This is a genomic window from Microbacterium sp. NPDC090007, from assembly GCF_044748345.1.
GTDB lineage: Bacteria > Actinomycetota > Actinomycetes > Actinomycetales > Microbacteriaceae > Microbacterium.
The window spans coordinates 359,732-380,311 of sequence record NZ_JBIVFV010000001.1 but is presented as its reverse complement, the minus strand read 5'-3'; the positions used below and the strand labels follow the sequence as shown (position 1 = coordinate 380,311).

The following is a 20,580-nucleotide window of genomic DNA, read 5'->3' as shown; positions in this document are numbered from 1 at the left end:
GGAAGAGTCGCGATGAACCGGCTGCTGCACCTGCTCACCTCGGCGCGCACCTCGTGGATCGTGCTGGTGGTGGCCTTCGCCGGCGTCGCCGCGCTGTTCACGCTCGGGTCGAGTTCCGCGGCCGAGACGGCCCCCTCGAACGGCCTCCCCGACTCCGCCGAATCAGTGCAGGTGTCGAAGATCCTCGACACCTTCCCGGATGCCGACACCACCAGCGCCCTGCTCGTGTTCGCCGCCGACGACGGACAAGCGCTGAGCCCCGAGACCGTCGCCGCGATCCAGCAGAAGGCCTTCGGCGACCTCGTCGACCTCACCCCGGACGGGTTCATCCCCCCGCCGCAGGTGTCGGAGGACGGCACGGTCGCCCTGCTGGTCGTACCCCTGACGCCCCAGCCCGACGTGGCCGCGCAGACCGAACGCGCCGATGAGATCCGCGCGCTCGCCGCCGACGGTCTCGACGGCGTACGCACCTACCTCACCGGCCCCGAGGGCTTCGAGGTCGACATCGCCGCGGTGTTCGACGGCGCCGACTTCACCCTGCTGCTCACGACCGTCATCGTCGTGGCGGTGCTGCTGCTCATCACCTACCGCAGCCCGTGGCTGTGGCTCGTGCCGCTGGTGGTCATCGGCACCGCCGACGCCTCGGCCGGGATCGTCGCGCGCCGGGTGGCGCAGGCGGTGGGGGTGCAGCTGGACGCCTCGATCACCGGCATCCTGTCGGTGCTCGTCTTCGGCGCCGGCACCAACTACGCGCTGCTGCTCATCGCGCGGTATCGCGACGAGCTGCGCCTGGCCGAGGACCGCCGTGAGGCGATGCGCCGGGCGGTCCGGGGCGCCGGGCCGGCCATCATCGCCAGCGGCTCGACCGTCGCACTGGCCCTGGCGACTCTGCTGCTGGGCGAGCTCTCGGGCAACCGCGCCCTCGGTCTCGCCTGCGCCGTCGGCATCATCGTGGCCATGGTGTTCGCGCTCGTGGTGCTCCCCGCCGCGCTGGTGCTGTTCGGCCGGGGGCTGTTCTGGCCCTACATCCCCCGCTTCGGCTCGCCCGACGCGATCTCGCGCAGCCCGTGGGGCCGGCTCGGACGCGGCGTCTCGCGCCGCCCGGTCGTGGTCGCCCTCTGCGGTGCCGTCGTGCTGGGAGCGCTCGCGAGCGGCATGTTCTTCGTGCAGACGGGCCTGTCGCAGAACGATCGATTCCTGCAGAAGCCCGACGCCGTCACGGGTCAGGAGATCCTCGCCGGCGCCTTCTCGGCCGGGGCCACCTCTCCCGCGACGGTGATGGCCGCACCCGCCGATGCGGACGCGGTGGTCGAAGCTGCGACGGCCATCGAGGGTGTCGACTCGGCCCGCGTCGTCGAGGAGACGACCGACTGGGCCCGCATCGACGTGACGTTGAACGCGTCGGCCGAGACGCCCGAGGCCTTCGCCGCGATCGAGCGCATGCGCGCCGACTTCGACGGCGTCGGCTCGGGGCAGACGCTCGTGGGCGGCCTCGACGCCCAGGCGCTCGACGTCGCCGGCGCGCAGGAACGCGATCAATCGCTGATCATCCCGCTCATCCTGGTGCTGGTGTTCATCGTGCTCGTCATCCTGCTGCGGGCGCTGCTGGCCCCCGTGCTGCTGCTGCTCGCGGTGGTCGCCAGCTTCTTCTCGGCCGTGGGCGCCGCGTGGTGGCTCTTCCAGACGCCGCTGTTCGGCTTCCCCGCGATCGACACGAACGTGCTGCTGTTCAGCTTCTTGTTCCTGGTCGCCCTGGGCGTGGACTACAGCATCTTCCTCGTCACCCGCGCACAAGAAGAGAGCCGCACCCTCGGCACCACGCAGGGCATGATCCGGGCACTCGCCGCGACCGGGGCGGTCATCACCAGCGCCGGCATCCTGCTCGCCGCGGTGTTCGCCGTGCTGGGGGTGCTGCCGCTGATCACGCTCACGCAGATCGGCATCATCGTCTGCATCGGTGTGCTGATCGACACACTGCTCGTGCGCACGGTGATCGTGCCGGCGATGGCCTTCATCGCCGGAGACAGGTTCTGGTGGCCGCGCGCGCCGAAGGTGACGGATGCCGAGGCCCCGTCCCCCCGCACACCGGACGCCCCGCAGACCCGCGCCGCCCGCCGCAGAAGCGTGCCGGTGCCCTGAGCGCCGCGGGCCGGGAGATGGCCCCCACTTCCTCCCGGTCCGCGGTCTCCCCGACGGGGAGCGGCCGTCCCCCGCGGCCGCTCCCCGTCGCATCCGTGCTCGACTGATTCGCCGTCGAGCTTCCCCGGGAGCCGCTCAGGCGCCGAGGAATAGACTGGACGCCATCGACACCGTCTCTCGGGGATCCTCCGTGACCACTGCTCCCGCCGCCCGCACCTTCGACGCTCGCCACCTCCAGCTGGCGCGCGCTCTCTTCGCTGCGCTCGCGGCCGTCATGGTCACCTTCTCCTCCGACCACTCGGCGCCGCTGGGTCTGGGCGTCTTCAGCGGCTTCGCGCTCGCGACGGGTCTCGTCTTCGCGCTCGCGGCCTGGCTGATCGCTCCGCGCGGCGAGCGGGCGGTGCCGGTGCTGCTGGCATCCGTGTCGGTGCTGGCGGGTCTGCTCGCCAGCGTCACCTCGTGGCGCACGACGGGGATGTTCTTCGCCCTCGTCATCTCGTGGGCGATCCTGTCGGGACTCATCGAGCTGGTCGGTGCGCTGCGTGACCGCAAGGCCGGCCGTGCCGCCGGGGCGCGTGACGGCATCCTGATCGGCATCCTCGGGCTCGTCCTGGGCGCGGTATTGCTGCTCACCCCGGCGCAGTACGCGCTGAACTACGACATCACCGGCGCGGGTTCGTTCACGCTGACCGGCATCACCATCGCCGTGGGACTCTTCGGCGGGTATGCGGCGGTCGTCGCCGTGTTCCTCGCGATCGCGGGCTTCTCGCCGCGCCGCCCCGAGCCCGTTCCGGCCGTACCCTCCGAGGAGGCCGCGTCATGACCGACAAGCCCACCACCCGCCGCGACCTGATGAAGCCCGTCCAGCTTCTGGGTCTGGCCTTCGGAGCAGCCCTGTTCGCGGGCTTCATCACCCTGATGTCGATGGGGTTCTTCCAGGCCCGCCCGGCCGATCAGATCCAGCGCGCCCTCATCGTCGGTCTCGTGGCCGCCGGGGCAACGTTCATCATCGTGCTCGTGAGCGTTTCGCTCATGCTGCTGGCCGTCGATCCGGCCAAGGTCACCACGACGGTCGACCGTCCGCTGCTCCTGCCCAAGGAGGCACCGGATGCCACGACCCCCGGCGCGGGTGCCGAGGCGTCGGCTCCGTCGGAGAGCGCGGTTTCGCCGCGAGCCGACGACACGGGCAGCGCTCCGCGTTCCTGACCTCGTCCGTGAGGTAGATCGTCAGGGCCCGGCCACGGGCCGATCCGTCAGGCCCGCCGCGGGTCGATCATCGTCATGCCGGCCGGTGACGCCGTGGCCATCGTCGTCAGCATCGATGCCGCCTCGCCCAGCCCGACGACCCGTTCGATCAGCTCCTGCGGACGCAGTGCTCCGCTCTCGATGAGCGACAGCATCTCGGGGTAGTCGACCGCGGCCATGCCGTGGCTGCCGAGCAGGTCGAGCTCCCACGCGATCACCCGCGCCATCGGCATCGACGTCATGCCGTCGTCCGTCGGCAGCAGGCCGATCTGCACGTGACGGCCGCGGCGACGCAGGCTGAGCACGGCGTCGCGCGCGGTCTGGGCGCTGCCCACGGCATCCACCGAGACATGGCTGCCGCCGCCGGTGATCTCGTGCACCGCGGCCGGGACGTCCGTGTCGCCGGCCCGCAGCGTGTGCTCCGCGCCCAAACGGCGGGCCGCCTCGAGGGCGGCGGGCGTGCGGTCGACCACGATCACCCGTGCTCCGATGGCGACCCCGATCATCACGGCGCTCAGGCCCACGCCTCCGGCGCCGACGACCGTGATCCACTCGCCGGCCTGCACGCGCGCGCGGCCGGTCAGGGCGCGGTACGCGGTGGCGAAGCGGCATCCGAGGGCCGCCGCCGCCTCGAACGAGACGTCGTCGGGAATGCGCACGACGTTCGTGTCGGCCGCGCGCAGCACCACCCGCTCGGCGAAGCTGCCCCACTGCGTGAAGCCCGGCTGCTGCTGGTCGGGGCACACCTGGGCGTTCCCGCTGCGGCACCACTCGCAGGCTCCGCAGCCCATCACGAAGGGCACGGTGACGCGGTCTCCGACGCTCCAGCGCTCCACGCCGTCGCCGACCTCGACGATGACACCGGCCAGCTCGTGCCCCGGGACGTGCGGCAGGGCGACGTCGTCGTGTCCCACCCAGGCGTGCCAGTCGCTCTTGCACAGACCCGTGGCGTGCACCTCGACCACGACGCCGCCGGCGGGGGCGGCGGGCTCGGCCACCTCGCGGACCTCGAGGGGTTCGGCCAGGGCATCCATGATCATCGCGCGCATGGCATCCATTCTCGCGGGGTCAGCCCACCCGTCGAGTGTCCACGACACGCCGCTCGGGCGCGCCGTGGTGCGGCACGTCCTGGACACTCGACGGCGGGGGACTTCGGAGGGCGGACGCGATTGTGACCCGGACGACGGACGCGCGGATGCCGAGGGGCACCCGCGCGTCCGCGACCTCAGGCGCGGCGGCGGCGCACCGCGAGCAGCGCACCGCCGGCGACCGTCAGCAGCAGGGCCGTCGCGCCCAGCGCGAGCGGGGCCGCGGCGCCGGTCGCGGCGAGACCGCCCGGGGCGCGGGTGCCGGACGACGCTGCCGGCGCACCCGCCGATCCGGCCGGCGCACCCGATCCGACCGGAGCGCCCGAGGCGCCGGGAGCGGGGGTCGACGGGGCGGGGGTCGACGGGGCGGGCGTTGCCGATCCGGTCGGCTCGGGCTGCGGGCCCGGCGTCGCGGCGACCGTCACGACGATCGACCGCGTCTGCTCGACGTTGCCGGCCACGTCGGTCGAGCGGTACTGCACGGTGTGGTCGCCGGCATCCGCGATGGTCAGCGACGTGCCCGTCGTCCAGGTCGTACCCGCATCGACCGAGTACTCGGTCGTCGCCACCCCCGAGGTGGCGTCGGTCGCAGTGAGTTCCACCGTAGAACGTGCGGGCGCCTCCCGCACCGCCGCGGGATCCATCAGCCGCGAGAGCAGCGCCGCATTCGCCGTCTCCGCACGTGTGCGGGGAGCGACCGTGTCGATGCGGATGTCGATCGATCCCGCGACAGCCGCCACCTCGTCGCCGTTCCACAGCGCGCGGTAGTCGACCGTGTGCGCGCCGTCGCCCGAGACCTCGAACTCCACGCCCGTCGTCCAGTCGCCGTCATCGGTGCGGTGCTGAACGGTGACGTCGTCGCCCCCGTCGTGCGAGAGCAGCACGCCCACGGAATCGCGGTACCAGCCGGCGGCGTTTGCCTCGCCCGTGAGCTGCGGGGTGATGCGGGCGATCCCGCCGGCCTCGGGCACGACGATCTCGGGGATCTTCAGGTACGAACCCGGGGTCGCGAAGGTCAGGCGCAGTCCCGTGGCCAGCACGGTCGAGAACGACATCGTGGTCTCGGTGCCGTTGACGACGGTCGGCGCCGCCCCGGCGGTCGTGACGGGCCTCCACTCACCCGACGGCGCGCGGAATTCGGCCGTGACCCCGGCGATCGCGCCCTCGATGTTCGTGAAGCGCACCTCGTTGAGGCGGTGGATCTCGCTCGTCTCGAGGGTGAAGGTCGAGGTGTCCTTGTAGCCCGCATCGGTCCAGGTCGACCACTGCGTGTTCAGGCGACCGTCGCACGCGTTGCCCGCCGGCATGGTGGCCCATTTGGTCTGGTGGAACGATGCCGACACCGTCGCATCGCCCCCGCGGCACACGTTCGGTGCCGAGGCGTTGCCCCACACGTCCACCTCCGCGATCGACTGCCACGTGTTCGCCTCGCTGGTCAGTCGAAGACGCAGGGCGCTCGCGGCGGGGAGGCTGCGCGCGTCGATCACGGCGACGGGCGCCGGGGCGGTGGCATCCTGAGCCAGGGTCGCGGCCACCTCGGTGTCGATCCACGCGCCGGAGGCGTCGCGGTACTGCGCCTGCACGCGCGAGGGCCAGGTCGCGGTGGGGCCGTCCTTGTAGGTGTGCACGACGATCGAGTCGAACGTGCGGTCGGTGCCCCAGTCGAACTCCAGCCAGCTGTCGCGCGGGTAGCCGTTGCCGGTCCAGTCATCCCACCCCTTGGCGGTCGCGTTGCCGTCGACGATCGTGCCGACGAGGTCGTTGCGACTGGATGCCGTGACCGTGGCCTCGGGGGCGATGTCGGCGATACCGGGCTCGACGACGGTGATCGTCCGCTGGAACGATCGGCCCGCGGTGAAGTGCGCGTCGGCGGCGAGGGTACCGGTGAGGGTCTGCGGACCGAGGACGCGAGTGTCGACCGCGCTCCAGGTCACCGCCACGGGTGTGGTCGTGCCGTCGACGTCGACGGGCACGCTCGTCGGCAGTTCCGGCGCCGTGCCGCGACGGACGGTCTCGGGAACGCCCGCGGTCAGGGCCTTCCACGTGCCGTGCCCGAAGCCCTTGTCATCCCAGTACGACGCGTCCCATCCGTCGCCGTAGCGCGCGGGATCCTCGGCGGCGGGATTGTGCATCTCGAGGCGGCCGTTCTCGCCCACGGTCAGGGGCAGCCACACGTACGTCGAGTCCGAGGCGCCGTCGTTCCAGCGGTCTCCCATGTAGACGAACTTGCCCGGCTCGAGCTCGAGCACGTTCGTGCTCTGCGAGCCGAAGGTGGAGCGGCGCACGTCGCCGATCGACAGCAGGCCGTCACCCCCGTCGGGGATGGCGTCGTACGACACGGTCTCGTTGGCATCCCCCGTCTCGACGCCGCGGATCCACCCGCCCATCAGGTTCTTCGTCGTGTAGTACGTCTGCGGGTTGGGAGCCCATCCGGTCGCCCCGGAGGCGATGACGCTGTAGGTGCCGTCGCGCTCGAAGATCGCGGGGGCCTCGAGGTGGCCGCACTCCTTGACGATCTGGAAGTCCTCGCCGCGCACGGGCGCCTCGGGGGTGCCGTCGGCGAAGACGTAGGGGTAGCGGCCGTCCTCCGAGTACTGCTTCACATCGAGGGTGTCGCGGTCGGTCGTGTGGGTGACGTTCGTGTACGAGTCGTCGAGGGCGGCGACGTACAGGCTGTAGTTCTCTTCGGACGAGTACGAGATGTACGCCCGGCCGTCGTCGTCCTGGAACACCGTCATGTCGCGGGCCTGGCCGGGCACCGCGTACGGCGTGCAGGCCTGGTAGTCGGCGCGGTTCGGCATGCGGAACGCCCCGGTCATGCGGAACGGACCGGCGGGCGAGTCCGACACGGCCACCGCCGCCATCGATCGGGCGTACGTGCTACCGCCGGGCTCGGTGCGCCCGTCGGCGTGCCACCACATGACCCACTTGCCCGTCTTCTCGTTGTGCAGCACCTTCGGTCGCTCGAAGATCGCCGTGTAGTCCGACTCCTGCGTCGAGTTCAGGTGGTAGGCGAGCTGGTCGATCTTCTCGGCCCGGGGCCGGCCGTCGTCGTCGACGGTGTCGTAGAGGTCGTCGAAGTAGGGCGTCAGCAGATCGTCGCGTGTCGAGATGCTGCGCAGCGCGTCGCCCAGATTGGTCCAGTTCATGGCATCCGTCGATCGGTAGACCGCGACGCCGGGGCTGTTCCAGTAGCCCTTCGTGCGGTCTTCGCCGTACCAGTAGTAGACGGTCTGGCCGTCCTCCTGGGTCGTGACGACTTGACCGCCGTGGGCCTGGATGTGGCGTCCGTCGGTATCGAACCACCGCGGCTGGAAGTAATCCGCCGCCCCGCGCCCCGGGTCGGCGAGCGGCTGGAAGCGGTCGTACGCGACGGGTGGGTCGACGCGGGGGACGCCGTCGCCCGGGTCGGTGGGCACGCCCGTGGCGGCGATGGCGGCGAGGGGGGATGCCAGAGCTCCGGCCAGGACGGCCGCCGCGGCGGCCGCGAGGAGTCGGCGGGTGGTCAGGGGGCGTCGAGGCGTCATCGCGTCTGTTCCGTTCCGCGCCGCGACGGTGCAGCGCATGGCGGCGCGAGCGCCGCGGGGGGATGTTTACGTCAACACACTACGGCCGGACGGCGGCGGCGTCCAGGTTTTTCTCGCCGGGCCGCGCCGGGCCGGGGCGGGGCGGGGCGGGCGGGGGCGCTCGCAAGCGGGCGCAGGCGCCGCCGCGGGCTCGCGGGGCGCGCGCACGCGTCGAGTGTCCAGGACACGCCGCGCGGGTGCGAGGCGATGCGGCGCGTCTTGGACACTCAACGGGGAGACGGGGGCGCGCGGGGCGGGGGCGCGCGGGCGGGGGCGCGCGGGCGGGGGCGCGCGGGCGGGGGGCGCGCGGGGCGGGGGCGCGGGCGGGGCGCGCGCGGGCGAGGGCGCGCGGGCGCCTACAGCGCGTCGACCACCCGCGAGGCCAGGCCCGCGTACGCGGCGGGGGTCAGCGCGAGCAGGCGCTGCTTCGCGTCGTCGCCGATGTCGAGGCCGCGCACGAACTCCGCGAGCTCGGGGCCGCCGACGCGGCGCCCGCGCGTGAGGTCCTTGAGCAGCGCGTAGGGGTCGGTGATCTGCGAGCGGCCCGCGGCGATCTCGGCGCGCACGACGGTCTGGATGGCCTCGGCCAGCACCTCCCAGTTCACGTCGAGGTCGGCGAGCAGCACGTCCTCGGCGAGCGAGATCTCGGTCAGACCGCGTCGCAGGTTGTCGAGCGCCAGCAGCGAGTGACCGAAGGCGACGCCGATGTTGCGCTGCGTGGTGGAGTCGGTGAGGTCGCGCTGCAGACGACTGGTGACCAGGGTGGATGCCAGGGTCGCGAACAGCCCACCGGCGATCTCGAGATTGGCCTCGGCGTTCTCGAACCGGATCGGATTGATCTTGTGCGGCATCGTCGACGACCCGGTGGCCCCCGCGACGGGGATCTGGGTGAAGTACCCGAGCGAGATGTACGTCCAGATGTCGGTGGCGAGGTTGTGCAGGATGCCGCCCGTGTGCCGCGCGCGGTCGTACAGCTCGACCTGCCAGTCGTGCGATTCGATCTGCGTGGTCACCTCGTTGAACCCCAGGCCCAGCGACTCGATGAACTCCCGCGTGAGCACGGGCCAGTCGACGTCGGGCTCGGCGGCGACGTGCGCCGACCAGGTGCCGGTGGCGCCGGAGAACTTGGCGAGGTAGTCCCCGGCATCCAGTTGACGGATGACGCGCTGCAGACGCCACGCGAAGACGCCGATCTCTTTGCCCATCGTCGTCGGCGTGGCCGGCTGGCCGTGCGTGCGCGAGAGCATCGCGGCGTCGCGGTGCTGCACCGCGAGCTCGGTGAGCGCCGCGGTGACCTCGCGCAGCTTCGGCAGCCACACGCGCTGCACCGCGCGCTGCACGGTGAGGGCGTACGCGGTGGAGTTGACGTCTTCGCTGGTGCAGGCGAAGTGCGTCAGCTCGGCGAGGGCCGAGAGGCCGAGGGTGTCGAGGCGGTCGCGCACGAGGTACTCGACGGCCTTGACGTCGTGGCGCGTGACGGCCTCTTTCTCGCCCAGCCAGGCGATCTCGTCGGCGCCGAAGTCCTCGTAGAGCGAGCGCAGACGGGCGCGGTCCTCGTCGGACACGGGTGACGTGCCGAACAGGGAACGGTCGGTGAGGGCGAGCAGCCACTCGACCTCCACCTCGACGCGGGCGCGGTTGAGGCCCGCCTCCGACAGGTAGTCGCCGAGTTCGGACACGACGCCGAAGTAGCGTCCGTCAAGAGGGCTGAGGGGCTGCGGAGGCAGAGCGGACACGGGTCTCCCGGGGGTCGCGCGAGCGGTCAGCCCGCGGAGCGGATGGCGGGCTCGAGCTGCCGGAACAGGGCGAGGCTGGCCCGTTCGATCATACCGAGCACCTCGTCGAACATCGGGGGCCCGGCGTAGTAGGGGTCGGGGACGTCGAGGGTCTCGGCATCCGGAAGGAAGGACTGCAGCAGCGCGATCTTGTCGGCGTCGTCGTCGTCGCGGGCCCAGCCGCGAAGCACCCGCTCGTGGCTGCGGTCGAGGGCGACGACCAGGTCGTTGCGGTCGAAGTCGACGTACTGGAACTGCCGCGCGCGGTGCGACGACCCGTCGTATCCGAGCCGATCCAGCGCCGCGAGGGTGCGGTGGTCGGCGCGCTCGCCGACGTGCCAGTCGCCGGTGCCCGCCGAGCTCGACGCGACACGGCTGCCCACGCCCGACGCCTGCGCGAGACGGCGGAACACCACATCGGCCATCGGCGACCGGCAGATGTTGCCGCTGCAGACGAACACGACGCGGAAGGGCGCGTCGGCACTCGCGGTCATCCCTCCATCATGGCGAGAAAGCGCCGCGCGCGCATCAGTCTCGTACGCGCTCGTTCCGCCGTGAGCGCAGGACGCCGCCGAGGACGGCGTTGATGATGCCGATCAGCAGGGCCGCCACGACCGTGAGCCAGAACTCGCCGGTGCGCAGCCCCCAGTCCCAACCGCTCGTGATCGCGGCGGTCAGCCACAGCAGGAAGCCGTTGATGACGAGCGAGATGAGCCCGAGCGTGAGGATGTAGAGGGGGATCGCGACGATCCTCACCACCGTGCCGACGATGGCGTTCACGACGGCGAAGATGAGCCCGACGACCAGCAGGGTGAGCAGCACCTGGAACCATTCGCCCGGGGCGAAGGGCACCAGACGCACCTGCAGAGCGGGCAGCAGCGTGACGATCCAGATGGCGAAGGCGTTGACGGCGACGCGGACGACGAAGCGCATGACTCCATGGTGGCACCCGTTCGCGTCGGCGCCACGGGGTTGCGTCCGGCGCGGACGGTGCACCGGCCGAGCGCGACCGCTCGCAAGAGGGGCTGACGCGCCCGCGTCGCCCCCGGTTAGGCTCGCGATGTGAGTGAAGAGCCGGTCCTGCCCCGCATCCGTCCCGAGATCGCCGCCCTGCCCGCCTACCGTCAGGGCAAGCAGGCCAGCCCCGACGCGTTCAAGCTCTCGAGCAACGAGAACCCGTTCGAGCCGCTGCCCGGCGTTCTGGACGCGGTCGCCGCCGCGGGGGCCTTCAACAGGTACCCGGATGCCACGGCCGCCCGCCTGCGCGAGCGCCTCGCCGCGCGCTACGGCGTCTCGCCCGATGAGGTGCACGTCGCCGCCGGCAGCATCTCGATCCTTGCGCAGCTGCTGCTGGCCACCTCGGGTCCGGGCGACGAGGTCGTCTACGCGTGGCGATCGTTCGAGGCCTACCCCTCGCTCGTCGCGGTCGCCGGAGCGACCAGCGTGCAGGTGCCCCTGACGGCCGACTTCCGCCACGACCTGCCCGCGATGGCCGACGCGGTGACCGCGCGCACGCGCCTGGTGATCGTGTGCAGCCCCAACAACCCGACCGGGCCGACGGTCGGTTACGACGAGTTCGTCGCGTTCGTCGACCGGGTTCCCCGCGACGTGCTCATCGTGCTCGACGAGGCGTACGCCGAGTTCGTCACCGACCCGGCCGCGGTCGAGGGCGGTCGCGTGCGCGCGGTGCTCGCCCGCCCCAACGTGGTGGTGCTGCGCACCTTCTCGAAGGCCTACGGTCTCGCCGGCCTGCGTGTCGGCTACGCGATCGGGCACACGGGTGTCCTCGACGCCGCCCGCAGCACCGCGATCCCGCTGTCGGTGACGGCCGCGGGCGAGGCGGCGGCACTGGCCAGCATGGATGCCGAGAGCGAATTGCTGCACCGGGTCTCGGTCATCGCCGAGCGGCGCGACCGCCTGGTCGCGCGGGTGCGCGAGACGGGGTGGGATGTGCCCGACGCGCAGGGCAACTTCGTGTGGTTCGCGGCGGGGGAGCGCGCCCTCGAGGTCGCGGCGGCGTTCGAAGAGGCCGGGCTCATCGTCCGGCCGTTCCCGGGCGACGGCATCCGCGTGTCAGTCGGCGAAGAGGAGTCCCTCGATCGCGTCGTCGAGGTCGCCGCGGCCACCGCGCCGCGCTGACCGTTTGTCCGACGTCCACGGCGGATCCCGGCATCCGTTGTGCACCTCATGCGGTCCGGCGCATGGGTGGCGCGTTAGCGTGGGTTCATGACCCCGCTCGACGACCCCGCTCTCGTGCGCGTTCTGGCGGCCGACGGCACGCTGGCCCCCACGCCCGCCGCCGAGCGCTACCTGCCGCTCATCGACGCCCTCACCGACGCCGAGCTCGAGACCTTTTATCGCGACATGGTCTCGATCCGCGCGTTCGACGTGCAGGCCACCAATCTGCAGCGTCAGGGCCAGCTGGCCCTCTGGCCGCCGTCGTTCGGGCAAGAGGCGGCGCAGGTCGGTTCGGCGCGCGCCGCCCGCGCGCAGGACCACATCTTCCCCTCGTACCGCGAGCACGTGGTCACCCGCATCCGCGGCGTCGACCCGCTCGACATCATCCGGCTGATGCGTGGGCTCACCCACGGCGGCTGGGATCCGGCCGACCCCAAGAACGGCAACACGCACATCTACACGCTCGTGCTCGGCGCGCAGACGCTGCATGCCACGGGCCTGGCGATGGGCCTGGTCTTCGACGGCAAGAGCGGCACGGGCGACCCCGAGCGCGACGAGGCCGTGATCGTCTACTACGGCGACGGCGCGTCGAGCCAGGGCGACGTGCACGAGGCGATGGTCTTCGCCGCGAGCTTCCAGACCCCCGAGGTGTTCTTCCTGCAGAACAACCAGTGGGCGATCTCGGTGCCGGTGACGACGCAGTCGCGCTCGCCGCTGTTCAAGCGCGGCGAGGGGTACGGCATCCCGAGCCTGCAGGTCGACGGCAACGACGTGCTCGCCAGCTTCGCCGTGTCGAAGGTGGCGCTCGACGAGGCCCGTGCCGGCGGCGGCCCACGCGCGATCGAGGCCATGACCTACCGCATGGGTGCGCACACGACGAGCGACGACCCCACCAAGTACCGCACCTCCGACGAAGAGACGGCGTGGGCCGGGCGCGATCCGATCGCCCGCATGCGCGCGTTCCTCGAGGCCCGCGGCGCCTCGCAGCAGTTCTTCGACGACGCGGATGCCGAGGGTCGGGCCCTGGCCGACGACGTGCGCGTGCGCACGAACGAGCTCGGCACGATCCCCCGCGCGCACATGTTCGAGAGCGTCTACGCCGACGCGCACGCGCTGATCTCCGAGGAGCAGCGCTGGCTCGACGACTACGAGGCCTCGATGGAAGGGGACGCGCGGTGACGGACAATCTGCCGATCAGCCGGGCGCTCAACGCCGGACTCCGCCGTGCGCTCGAGTCGAACGACCGCGTCCTGCTCATGGGAGAGGACATCGGCCCGCTCGGCGGGGTGTTCCGGGTGACCGAGGGCCTGCAGAAGGACTTCGGTCCGCGCCGCGTCATCGACTCGCCCCTGGCGGAGTCGGGCATCGTCGGCACGGCGATCGGGTTGGCGATGGGCGGGTTCCGCCCCGTGCTCGAGATCCAGTTCGACGGCTTCGTCTTCCCGGCCTTCGACCAGATCACCTCGCAGCTGGCGAAGATCACCAACCGCCACGAGGGCGCGGTGCGCATGCCCGTCGTCATCCGCATCCCCTACGGCGGACACATCGGCGCGGTCGAGCACCACCAGGAGAGCCCCGAAGCGTACTTCACGCACACCGCGGGTCTGCGCGTGGTCAGCCCCTCGAACGCGAATGACGCGTACTGGATGATCCAGCAGGCGATCGACTCGCCCGACCCGGTCGTGTTCCTCGAGCCCAAGGCGAAGTACTGGCAGAAGGGCGAGGTCGATCTCGAGGCCCCCGCGCTGCCGTTGCACGCGAGCCGGATCGTCCGCCGCGGCACCGACGTGACCCTCGTCGGCCACGGCGCGATGGTGACGACCCTGCTGCAGGCGGCCGCGCTCGCCGAGAGCGAGGGGACCAGCTGCGAGGTCATCGACCTGCGCTCGCTCTCGCCCGTCGACTACGGCCCGCTTCTGGACTCGGTGCGTCGGACCGGTCGCATGGTCTACGCGCAGGAGGCGCCGGGCTTCACCTCGCTCGGCTCCGAGATCGCCGCGACCGTGATGGAGAAGGCGTTCTTCGCGCTCGAGGCGCCCGTGCTGCGGGTGTCGGGCTTCGACGTGCCCTTCCCGCCCGCGAAGCTCGAGGGCACGTACCTGCCCGACGCCGACCGCATCCTCGAGGCCGTCGACCGCTCCCTGGCGTACTGACCCGCCGCCGCCCTCCCTCCCGCCGCCCCGCCGCTAGACCGCGAGACTGCACGTGGCTGACAAGTCGGTGACATTCCGTCACCGTCTCGTCGGTGAGATGCTGTTTCGCGAGCAAAGGACACCATCGTGACCGAGCAGACTTTCGTCCTCCCCGACGTCGGAGAAGGCCTCACCGAGGCCGAGATCGTGCAGTGGCGCGTCGCCCCGGGCGACACCGTCGCCGTCAACGACGTGATCGTCGAGATCGAGACCGCCAAATCGCTCGTCGAGCTGCCCTCGCCGTACTCCGGAACGGTGGGCGAGTTGCTGGCATCCGAGGGGGCCACCGTCGAGGTCGGCGCGCCGATCATCACGATCGGATCGACGGATGCCGGCTCCCCGGCCCCCGCCGAGCCGGTGAGCGTCCCCGAGCCCAGCGATCCCGGCGGGGCCGTCCTGGTCGGCTACGGCACGGGCGGTGCGGTGTCGTCCCGTCGTCGCAAGCCCGCCGAACGTCCGGTGAAGGCATCCGTCGGTGTGGTCGCGAAGCCCCCGATCCGCAAGCTCGCGCGCGACCTCGGCGTCGATCTCTCGGCCGTCACGCCCAGCGGTCCCGCCGGTGAGGTGACCCGCGACGATGTCGTCAAGCACGCCGAGCAGGCGAGCGTCTTCCGCAACATCGAGACCCCTGCCTGGGGCGAGGTGCGCGAAGAGACGATCCCTGTGGCATCCGCCCCCGCCCCGGCGGCCGACGCCCGCGAGGAGTCGATCCCGGTCCGCGGCGTCCGCAAGGCCACGGCCAACGCCATGACCTCGAGCGCGTACTCGGCCCCGCACGTGTCGGTCTGGGTCGACGTCGACGCCTCGCGCACGATGGAGCTCGTCAAGCGCCTGAAGGCCTCGCCCGACTTCGCCGACGTCAAGATCTCGCCGCTGCTGATCATGGCGCGCGCGGTCATCTGGGCCCTGCGGCGCACGCCGATGATCAACGCGGCGTGGGTCGACAGCGAGGACGGCGCGCAGATCTCGGTGCGCCACTACGTCAACCTCGGCATCGCCGCGGCGACCCCCCGCGGCCTGCTCGTGCCCAACATCAAGGACGCGCAGGCGATGAAGACGCGCGAGCTCGCCAAGGCGCTCGAGCACCTCACCCTCACTGCGCGCGAGGGGAAGACCAGCCCCGCCGACCAGACCGGCGGCACGTTCACCATCACCAACATCGGAGTCTTCGGGGTGGATGCCGGCACCCCGATCATCAACCCCGGTGAGGCCGGCATCATCGCGCTCGGCGCCATCCGGCAGAAGCCGTGGGTCGTCGACGGCGAGGTGCGCCCGCGCTGGGTGACCACGGTGTCGGGTTCGTTCGATCACCGTGTGGTCGACGGCGACGGGATCTCGCGGTTCATCGCGGACGTGGCATCCGTTCTCGAGGAGCCGGCGCTGCTGCTCGACTGATGTGAGATGTCCGGGATGCGGCGCATCCGTCGAGGGCGCTGCTGCGTTTGCGCCTCACCGCGTAGCGCGGAATCGTTAGCCTCACCGCGACCCTCCCTCGCCTTCGTGAACGCGGGCAGAGGTCGGAGGACGGGGACTTCCGAGCCGCCTACCGGACCGAGGAGGCCAGCGGTGGTGCCGACCCCACGGACGTCGTCGGGAGGTCCCGCTGTCGCTGCTCCACGCTCGCGATCTCAGTCGTCGTCATCGTCGTCCCCATCGTCGTCATCGTCGTCATCGGGTGCGACGGGCACCGGCGCGGGGGGCTCCACCGGCTGAGGGGCGGGGGGCACGACCGGTTGCTCCTCCACCGGCGTCACGGGCACGGGCGCGGGCTCGGGCGAGGGGGGCGGCGTCGTCGGCTGCGGCGAGGGCGTCCCGCTCGGCGACACCGTGGGGGCGACGTCGGGCGTGGGCCCCGGGGTGGACGAGGCCGGGTCGCCCGTGAGCGTTCCGCCGGGCAGGACGCGATCGGTCACCGTACGCGGTTCGAACGCCGCGGCGACGGCGGCGGTGGCGCCGATGCCGCCGAGCGCGGCGACGGCGATCAGGGCCGTTCCGACCCATGCACGACGTGACATCTCGAAGCTCCATCCGTTGTCGTGGTCTCCACTGTGAGGCCCGGCGGTAAGGCGGCGACAAGACCATGATGAGAGCTCTCTTATTCGGCCGGACCGGATGGTCGGCCCCGGCATACTGAACTGCATGCGAACCGCGCCCACCTCCGTCGCGGGCAGCGGATGGACCGTCCGCACACGCATCGTCGTCGTGATCACCGTGGTCGCCGCGGTCGGCCTGCTCGCCGTGGGCGCGTCGGTGTATTTCGTCGAGCGGACGCGCATCCTCGCCGCCGTCGACACCCGCCTCGACGCGGCCCTCGAGTCGGCGCGCGCCCTGGTCGCCACCGGCGACGGCGAGGCTGCGTGGCCGTCGTCGACCGCGGCCCTCGAAGCCGCCGTGACGCGAATCAGCCCCGACGACAACACCGGCGTCCTCGGAGTGATCGACGGCGCAGCGGCCTTCATCCCCGGCGTGCCTCTCGATGTCGACCTGCAGACCGCACCGGGCTTCGTGCCGCACGTCGTCTCCGTCGTCCAGGAGGACCCTCTCGTGGGCACGTACGCCGAGGACGGGGTCGCGTGGAGATATCTGGCCGCTCCCATCTCGATCCAGGACACGGCCACGCCCCGGGTGGTGTTCGTCACGGCATACGATCTCGACGCCGAACTCGCCGAGATCGACGACGCCGCCCGTGTCTACCTCATCGCCGCGCTGATCGTCCTCGGCGTGATCGCCGGTGCCGCCGGCGTCGTGGCCGCGCGCCTGCTGCGCCCCCTGCGTCGTATGCGCGAGACCGCGGCACGGGTATCGGAGCGCTCCCTCGCCGAGCGTCTGCCCGTCCAGGGCAACGACGACGTCTCGGCGCTCGCGGCCACGATGAACGACATGCTGGACCGGCTCGACAGGGCCCTCGGCGCGCAGCGCACGCTCCTCAGCGACGTCGGTCACGAGCTGAAGACCCCGGTGACCATCGTGAGCGGGCACCTGGACGTTATGGACGCGGACGATCCCGCCGATGTGCGCGCGACACGCGAACTGGTCCTCGACGAGCTCACGCGGATGGGTCGCCTCGTGCAGGACCTCACGCACGAAGCGGCGCTGCGCGGACCGAGCCCTCTGCGTCTCGGTGAAACCGACATGGCCGCGCTGATCGAGCAGGTCGCCGTCAAGGCGCGGGGCATCGAGGGTGCCACCGTGCGGATCGGGGCGGTGGTGCCCGCCTCCGCCCTCGTCGACTCCGCACGCATCACTCAGGCCCTGCTGCAGCTGGCGCAGAACGGCGTCGATCACGGCGGCGGCGATCTCGTCGTCGGCAGCCGGCGACGGGCCGAGACGCTCGAACTGTTCGTCCGCGATCATGGTCCAGGGGTGGGTCCAGACCAGCGTGAGCGCATCTTCGACCGCTTCCACCGGGGCGTTTCCGGCGACGGACGCGGCGGAAGCGGCCTGGGCCTGAACATCGTGGCGACCATCGCCGCCCTCCACGGCGGGAGCGCCCGCGTGCAGAACCCCGCTGATGGACCGGGGGCGGAGTTCGTCCTCTCCCTTCCGCAGTCCGCGGCGTCCCCGTCCGCGGGCACCGATCGTCATCGTGCGCTCACGGTCCCCCCGCGTCCCCCGCTGCCCGGCGTCCCGGGCGCACCGAACCACGAGGAGCAGTGACGTGGCATCCATCCTCATCGTCGACGACGAGACCCGCATCTCTTCCTTCATCGACAAGGGACTGCGGGCGGCCGGCTACGCCACCCGCGTGACCGGCGACGGTCGCCAGGCGCTCGAGCTCGCCCTCTCGGGTGAGTTCGACCTCGTGGTGCTGGACGTCAATCTGCCCGGGATGAGCGGCTTCGAGGTGCTCGAGCACCTGCGCGGATCGGGCTCGACCGTGCCCGTCATCATGCTGACCGCCCGCGTCGAGCTCGACGACACCGTCGCGGGGCTCGAGGGCGGCGCCGACGACTACCTGGGCAAGCCCTTCCGGTTCGACGAGTTGGTCGCGCGGATCCGGTTGCGCATCCGTCGCGAACCGGCGGCCACCACCGCGGAGCTGCGGCACGGCGACATCGTCCTCGACATCCGCGCCCGAACCGCCGCCGTCGCGGGACGCCAGATCGTCCTGTCGGCCCGCGAGTTCGCCCTCGCCGAGGAGCTCGTGCGCCACCCCGGCCAGGTCCTGAGCCGTGAGCAGCTGCTCAGTCGGGTGTGGGGTTTCGACTTCGACCCGGGTTCCAATGTGGCCGACGTCTATATCGGCTACCTGCGTCAGAAGCTCGGCGCCGACCGGATCGAGACGATCCGCGGCGCAGGCTACCGTCTGGTCTGAGCGGCCTCGACGGCGAGCCACCGCGCGGCCGCCGTCCGCCACGCCGGACGGAACAGATAGACCGCGCCCAACCGCAGTCGCGTCGACTTCTCGTAGACCGCGACCCGAGCCGGATCCACCTCCGCCCGCGCGGTGACCTCGTCGATCGCGTCCCGTGCGCCGCGCGCCCGCGCGACCGACAGACGCCCTTGCGCGAGCCGCCATGCGACGTGGGCGCGCAGGTTGCCGAGATCCAGGGCCGGTTCCGCACGCGCGGCGGTGTCGAGGTCGATCAGCCCGACGCTATCCCCGTCGAAGAGGATCTGCTTGTCGTGCAGGTCGCGGTGGGCTGCGGCCGAAGGGTCGCCCGGGTCGGTGACGAGCTGCCGCGCCGCCCGATCGAACGCCGCCGCGGTGCCCGGATCGACACCGGCCCTCAGCGCGTGATCCCGCCACCGGACGAGGACCTCGGCCTCGTCGGCCGGCGTGTATCGTGCCGCGTCGGGGTCGGGCGGCGCCGTCAGTACGCGCTCCCAGCCGCGGGAGAAGGCGCACCAGGCGGTGCGGACGGCGGTGTCCGAGACGCGTCGGTCGGCGCCGAGGTCGAAGAGGGTCGAGCCGGCGACGCGCGAGAGACGGACGGCACCCGTGTCATCCAGGACGGTGAGGGCGGGGGTGGCGAAGCCGCGGCGGAACGACTCCGCGCGTTCGTGGGCACGGGTGATCGTGTCCACCGTCTCTCGCCGGACGACCTTGACGAAACCACCGCCGTCGTTCGCGCGGATCACGATGCGGCGTCCGCGCCGCCACGAGATCACCGGGCCCGCCGCCGAGACCTGCGCGAGCGCGGGAAGGTGACGGTCGACTCCCGGTTCGAGCAGGTGAGCGCGCCCGTCCCGCCACCGCCCCGCGCGCAGTCGGCCGTCCGCGTGCATGACCTCGAGGTCGCAGCCGTTCGACGACGGCCAGGCGCGGCGCACGCTCCACTGCTCCCCTCCGTGGTGCACGACGCGTGGGGGAAGGGTCATCGCAGATCCCCCGCCCGCTCGACGGACGAGGTCACGAGGGAGGGCCACTGCGGGTGGCAGCGGCGGAACGGCTCGATCGCGCGCTCGAGGGCGCACAGCACGGTCGCGGCGCGCCACTCCTTCTCGGTGACGATGCCGCCGGCCGCGCGATACGCGGCGAACAGGGGCGTCATCAGGGTCAGCTCGCCCGTGCGCAGGTACTCCTCGACGGCGAACGCGGCGAGGTCGAGAGCGGGATCCCCCGCCGCCATGCGGTCGAGATCGATGACACGGATCCGTCCGTCGGGGCCGCTGAGGATCTGGTCCGCGGTGAAGTCCCCGTGCACGGTGGCCCGGCGGGAGGACAGCGGCAGGTGCCGGGCGAGATCGGCGGCACGACCGGCCACCGCCGGCAGGGCGGTTCGCAGTGCTCGCAGGGCCCGGTCTGCACGCGGACCCGGCTCCGACCCCTGGGCGAGGTCGACATCGCCCGTGAGCGCGTGCAGGCGGGCGAGCGCGACCCCCGCGGCTGCGGCATGCGCGGTCGAGACGATCGTGGCGAGGTCGGTGTCACCCCACGATGCGGTGGCCCAGGTGTGCGCGGTGACCACCCGTGGTTCGAGGGTGGGGATCCCCGCCCTGCGCAGCACGTGCGCATTACGGGCGGCGGCGTGGGCGCGTCCCGGAGCGGTCTTGGCGTACGCGTCGGCGGTCCGGACGACGAGGCGCCGCCCGGGATTGTGCCGCACCACCTGCGCCCCCCGCCACGACGGTTCGCGGTGCTCGGCGGAGCGGACGGCGCGCGCGAGCACGCGGTCGCTCCGTGCGGGACCACCCGCGGACCAGGGGATGCCGGGCAGTTGCCGGACGGAGGAGTCCCGTCGTCGGGCCGACGCGGGCTTGTCCGGCCCCGCCCACACACCCGCCCAGTGCGCGCCCCGCGCCGTGGTGTACGCCACGAGGACGCTCGTGCCGGGTTTGTAGCGCAAGTACTGCAGGTCAGCCGGCTCGCCGACGACCTCGGAGAGGGATGCCGCGTCGAGCAACGCGGACATCCCGGGCAGTCGGGGGTCGCGGTCGGCGAGGTCGTGCACGG

The 20,580-nt window shown here is 72.0% G+C and carries 17 protein-coding genes; 9 read left to right on the top strand and 8 right to left on the bottom strand.

All coding sequences use genetic code 11. The features are described from left to right. The first annotated feature begins 12 nt into the window (after nucleotides 1-12). From ACIPVB_RS01745 to ACIPVB_RS01735, 3 genes are all read left to right on the top strand, one after another. Nucleotides 13-2,139 (top strand): MMPL family transporter, encoded by a 2,127-nt coding sequence (locus ACIPVB_RS01745; protein ID WP_400366433.1) that lies wholly within the window; start codon nucleotides 13-15, stop codon nucleotides 2,137-2,139. Between the two features lie 190 nt (nucleotides 2,140-2,329). Next, nucleotides 2,330-2,962 carry an acyl-CoA synthetase gene (locus ACIPVB_RS01740; RefSeq protein WP_400366431.1) on the top strand — a complete coding sequence of 211 codons (633 nt, stop codon included), beginning with the start codon at nucleotides 2,330-2,332 and terminating at the stop codon, nucleotides 2,960-2,962. Continuing rightward, nucleotides 2,959-3,345 carry an amino acid transporter gene (locus ACIPVB_RS01735; protein WP_400366429.1) on the top strand — a complete coding sequence of 129 codons (387 nt, stop codon included), beginning with the start codon at nucleotides 2,959-2,961 and terminating at the stop codon, nucleotides 3,343-3,345. The genes ACIPVB_RS01740 and ACIPVB_RS01735 overlap by 4 nt, the downstream gene beginning before the upstream one ends. A gap of 47 nt (nucleotides 3,346-3,392) precedes the next feature. Here the strand turns inward: ACIPVB_RS01735 and ACIPVB_RS01730 are convergent, their stop codons facing one another. From ACIPVB_RS01730 to ACIPVB_RS01710, 5 genes are all read right to left on the bottom strand, one after another. Next, nucleotides 3,393-4,433, bottom strand: coding sequence for a zinc-dependent alcohol dehydrogenase family protein (locus ACIPVB_RS01730; protein ID WP_400366428.1), 1,041 nt, complete (start codon nucleotides 4,431-4,433; stop codon nucleotides 3,393-3,395). Nucleotides 4,434-4,609: 176 nt separating this feature from the next. Then, a complete protein-coding gene (locus tag ACIPVB_RS01725) occupies nucleotides 4,610-7,999 on the bottom strand; it encodes an OmpL47-type beta-barrel domain-containing protein (protein WP_400366426.1) in 3,390 nt (1,129 codons plus the stop codon). A gap of 395 nt (nucleotides 8,000-8,394) precedes the next feature. Further along, entirely contained in the window at nucleotides 8,395-9,774 is a 1,380-nt protein-coding gene (gene purB / locus ACIPVB_RS01720; RefSeq protein WP_400366425.1) for an adenylosuccinate lyase, read from the bottom strand. 26 nt (nucleotides 9,775-9,800) lie between these two features. Continuing rightward, the gene (locus ACIPVB_RS01715; RefSeq protein WP_400366424.1) at nucleotides 9,801-10,307 is read right to left on the bottom strand and encodes a low molecular weight protein-tyrosine-phosphatase; all 507 of its coding nucleotides are present in this window, start codon (nucleotides 10,305-10,307) and stop codon (nucleotides 9,801-9,803) included. Nucleotides 10,308-10,341: 34 nt separating this feature from the next. Next, nucleotides 10,342-10,746: a phage holin family protein gene (locus tag ACIPVB_RS01710; RefSeq protein WP_400366422.1), complete on the bottom strand. Its 405-nt coding sequence runs from the start codon at nucleotides 10,744-10,746 to the stop codon at nucleotides 10,342-10,344. A 129-nt stretch (nucleotides 10,747-10,875) separates the two neighbouring features. On the opposite strand from ACIPVB_RS01710, the gene ACIPVB_RS01705 reads away from it, so the two are divergent. The 4 genes from ACIPVB_RS01705 to ACIPVB_RS01690 all read left to right on the top strand — a co-directional run bounded on the left by ACIPVB_RS01705 (nucleotide 10,876) and on the right by ACIPVB_RS01690 (nucleotide 15,578). Further along, entirely contained in the window at nucleotides 10,876-11,952 is a 1,077-nt protein-coding gene (locus tag ACIPVB_RS01705) for a histidinol-phosphate transaminase (protein ID WP_400366420.1), read from the top strand. A gap of 87 nt (nucleotides 11,953-12,039) precedes the next feature. Next, nucleotides 12,040-13,170 (top strand): thiamine pyrophosphate-dependent enzyme, encoded by a 1,131-nt coding sequence (locus ACIPVB_RS01700; RefSeq protein WP_400366419.1) that lies wholly within the window; start codon nucleotides 12,040-12,042, stop codon nucleotides 13,168-13,170. Next, complete coding sequence (locus ACIPVB_RS01695; RefSeq protein WP_400366417.1) at nucleotides 13,167-14,144, top strand: alpha-ketoacid dehydrogenase subunit beta; 978 nt, start codon at nucleotides 13,167-13,169, stop codon at nucleotides 14,142-14,144. The genes ACIPVB_RS01700 and ACIPVB_RS01695 overlap by 4 nt, the downstream gene beginning before the upstream one ends. A 126-nt stretch (nucleotides 14,145-14,270) precedes the next feature. Further along, nucleotides 14,271-15,578, top strand: a complete 1,308-nt coding sequence (locus ACIPVB_RS01690; protein ID WP_400366415.1) for a dihydrolipoamide acetyltransferase family protein — start codon at nucleotides 14,271-14,273, stop codon at nucleotides 15,576-15,578. Between the two features lie 233 nt (nucleotides 15,579-15,811). On the opposite strand, the gene ACIPVB_RS01685 is transcribed toward ACIPVB_RS01690, so the two are convergent. Next, nucleotides 15,812-16,198 carry a hypothetical protein gene (locus ACIPVB_RS01685; RefSeq protein WP_400366413.1) on the bottom strand — a complete coding sequence of 129 codons (387 nt, stop codon included), beginning with the start codon at nucleotides 16,196-16,198 and terminating at the stop codon, nucleotides 15,812-15,814. A 124-nt stretch (nucleotides 16,199-16,322) separates the two neighbouring features. On the opposite strand from ACIPVB_RS01685, the gene ACIPVB_RS01680 reads away from it, so the two are divergent. Together ACIPVB_RS01680 and ACIPVB_RS01675 are read left to right on the top strand one after the other, a co-directional pair. Continuing rightward, on the top strand, nucleotides 16,323-17,840 hold the full coding sequence (locus tag ACIPVB_RS01680; protein WP_400366411.1) for a sensor histidine kinase: 1,518 nt from the start codon (nucleotides 16,323-16,325) through the stop codon (nucleotides 17,838-17,840). A 1-nt stretch (nucleotide 17,841) separates the two neighbouring features. After that, nucleotides 17,842-18,498: a response regulator transcription factor gene (locus ACIPVB_RS01675; RefSeq protein WP_400366409.1), complete on the top strand. Its 657-nt coding sequence runs from the start codon at nucleotides 17,842-17,844 to the stop codon at nucleotides 18,496-18,498. Here ACIPVB_RS01675 and ACIPVB_RS01670 read toward each other — a convergent pair. Next, nucleotides 18,483-19,505 carry a hypothetical protein gene (locus tag ACIPVB_RS01670; RefSeq protein WP_400366408.1) on the bottom strand — a complete coding sequence of 341 codons (1,023 nt, stop codon included), beginning with the start codon at nucleotides 19,503-19,505 and terminating at the stop codon, nucleotides 18,483-18,485. The two genes, ACIPVB_RS01675 and ACIPVB_RS01670, sit on opposite strands and share 16 nt — an antisense overlap. After that, nucleotides 19,502-20,578: a phosphotransferase family protein gene (locus tag ACIPVB_RS01665; protein ID WP_400366407.1), complete on the bottom strand. Its 1,077-nt coding sequence runs from the start codon at nucleotides 20,576-20,578 to the stop codon at nucleotides 19,502-19,504. Before ACIPVB_RS01665 ends, ACIPVB_RS01670 begins: the two co-directional genes overlap by 4 nt. Nucleotides 20,579-20,580: the final 2 nt, after the last annotated feature.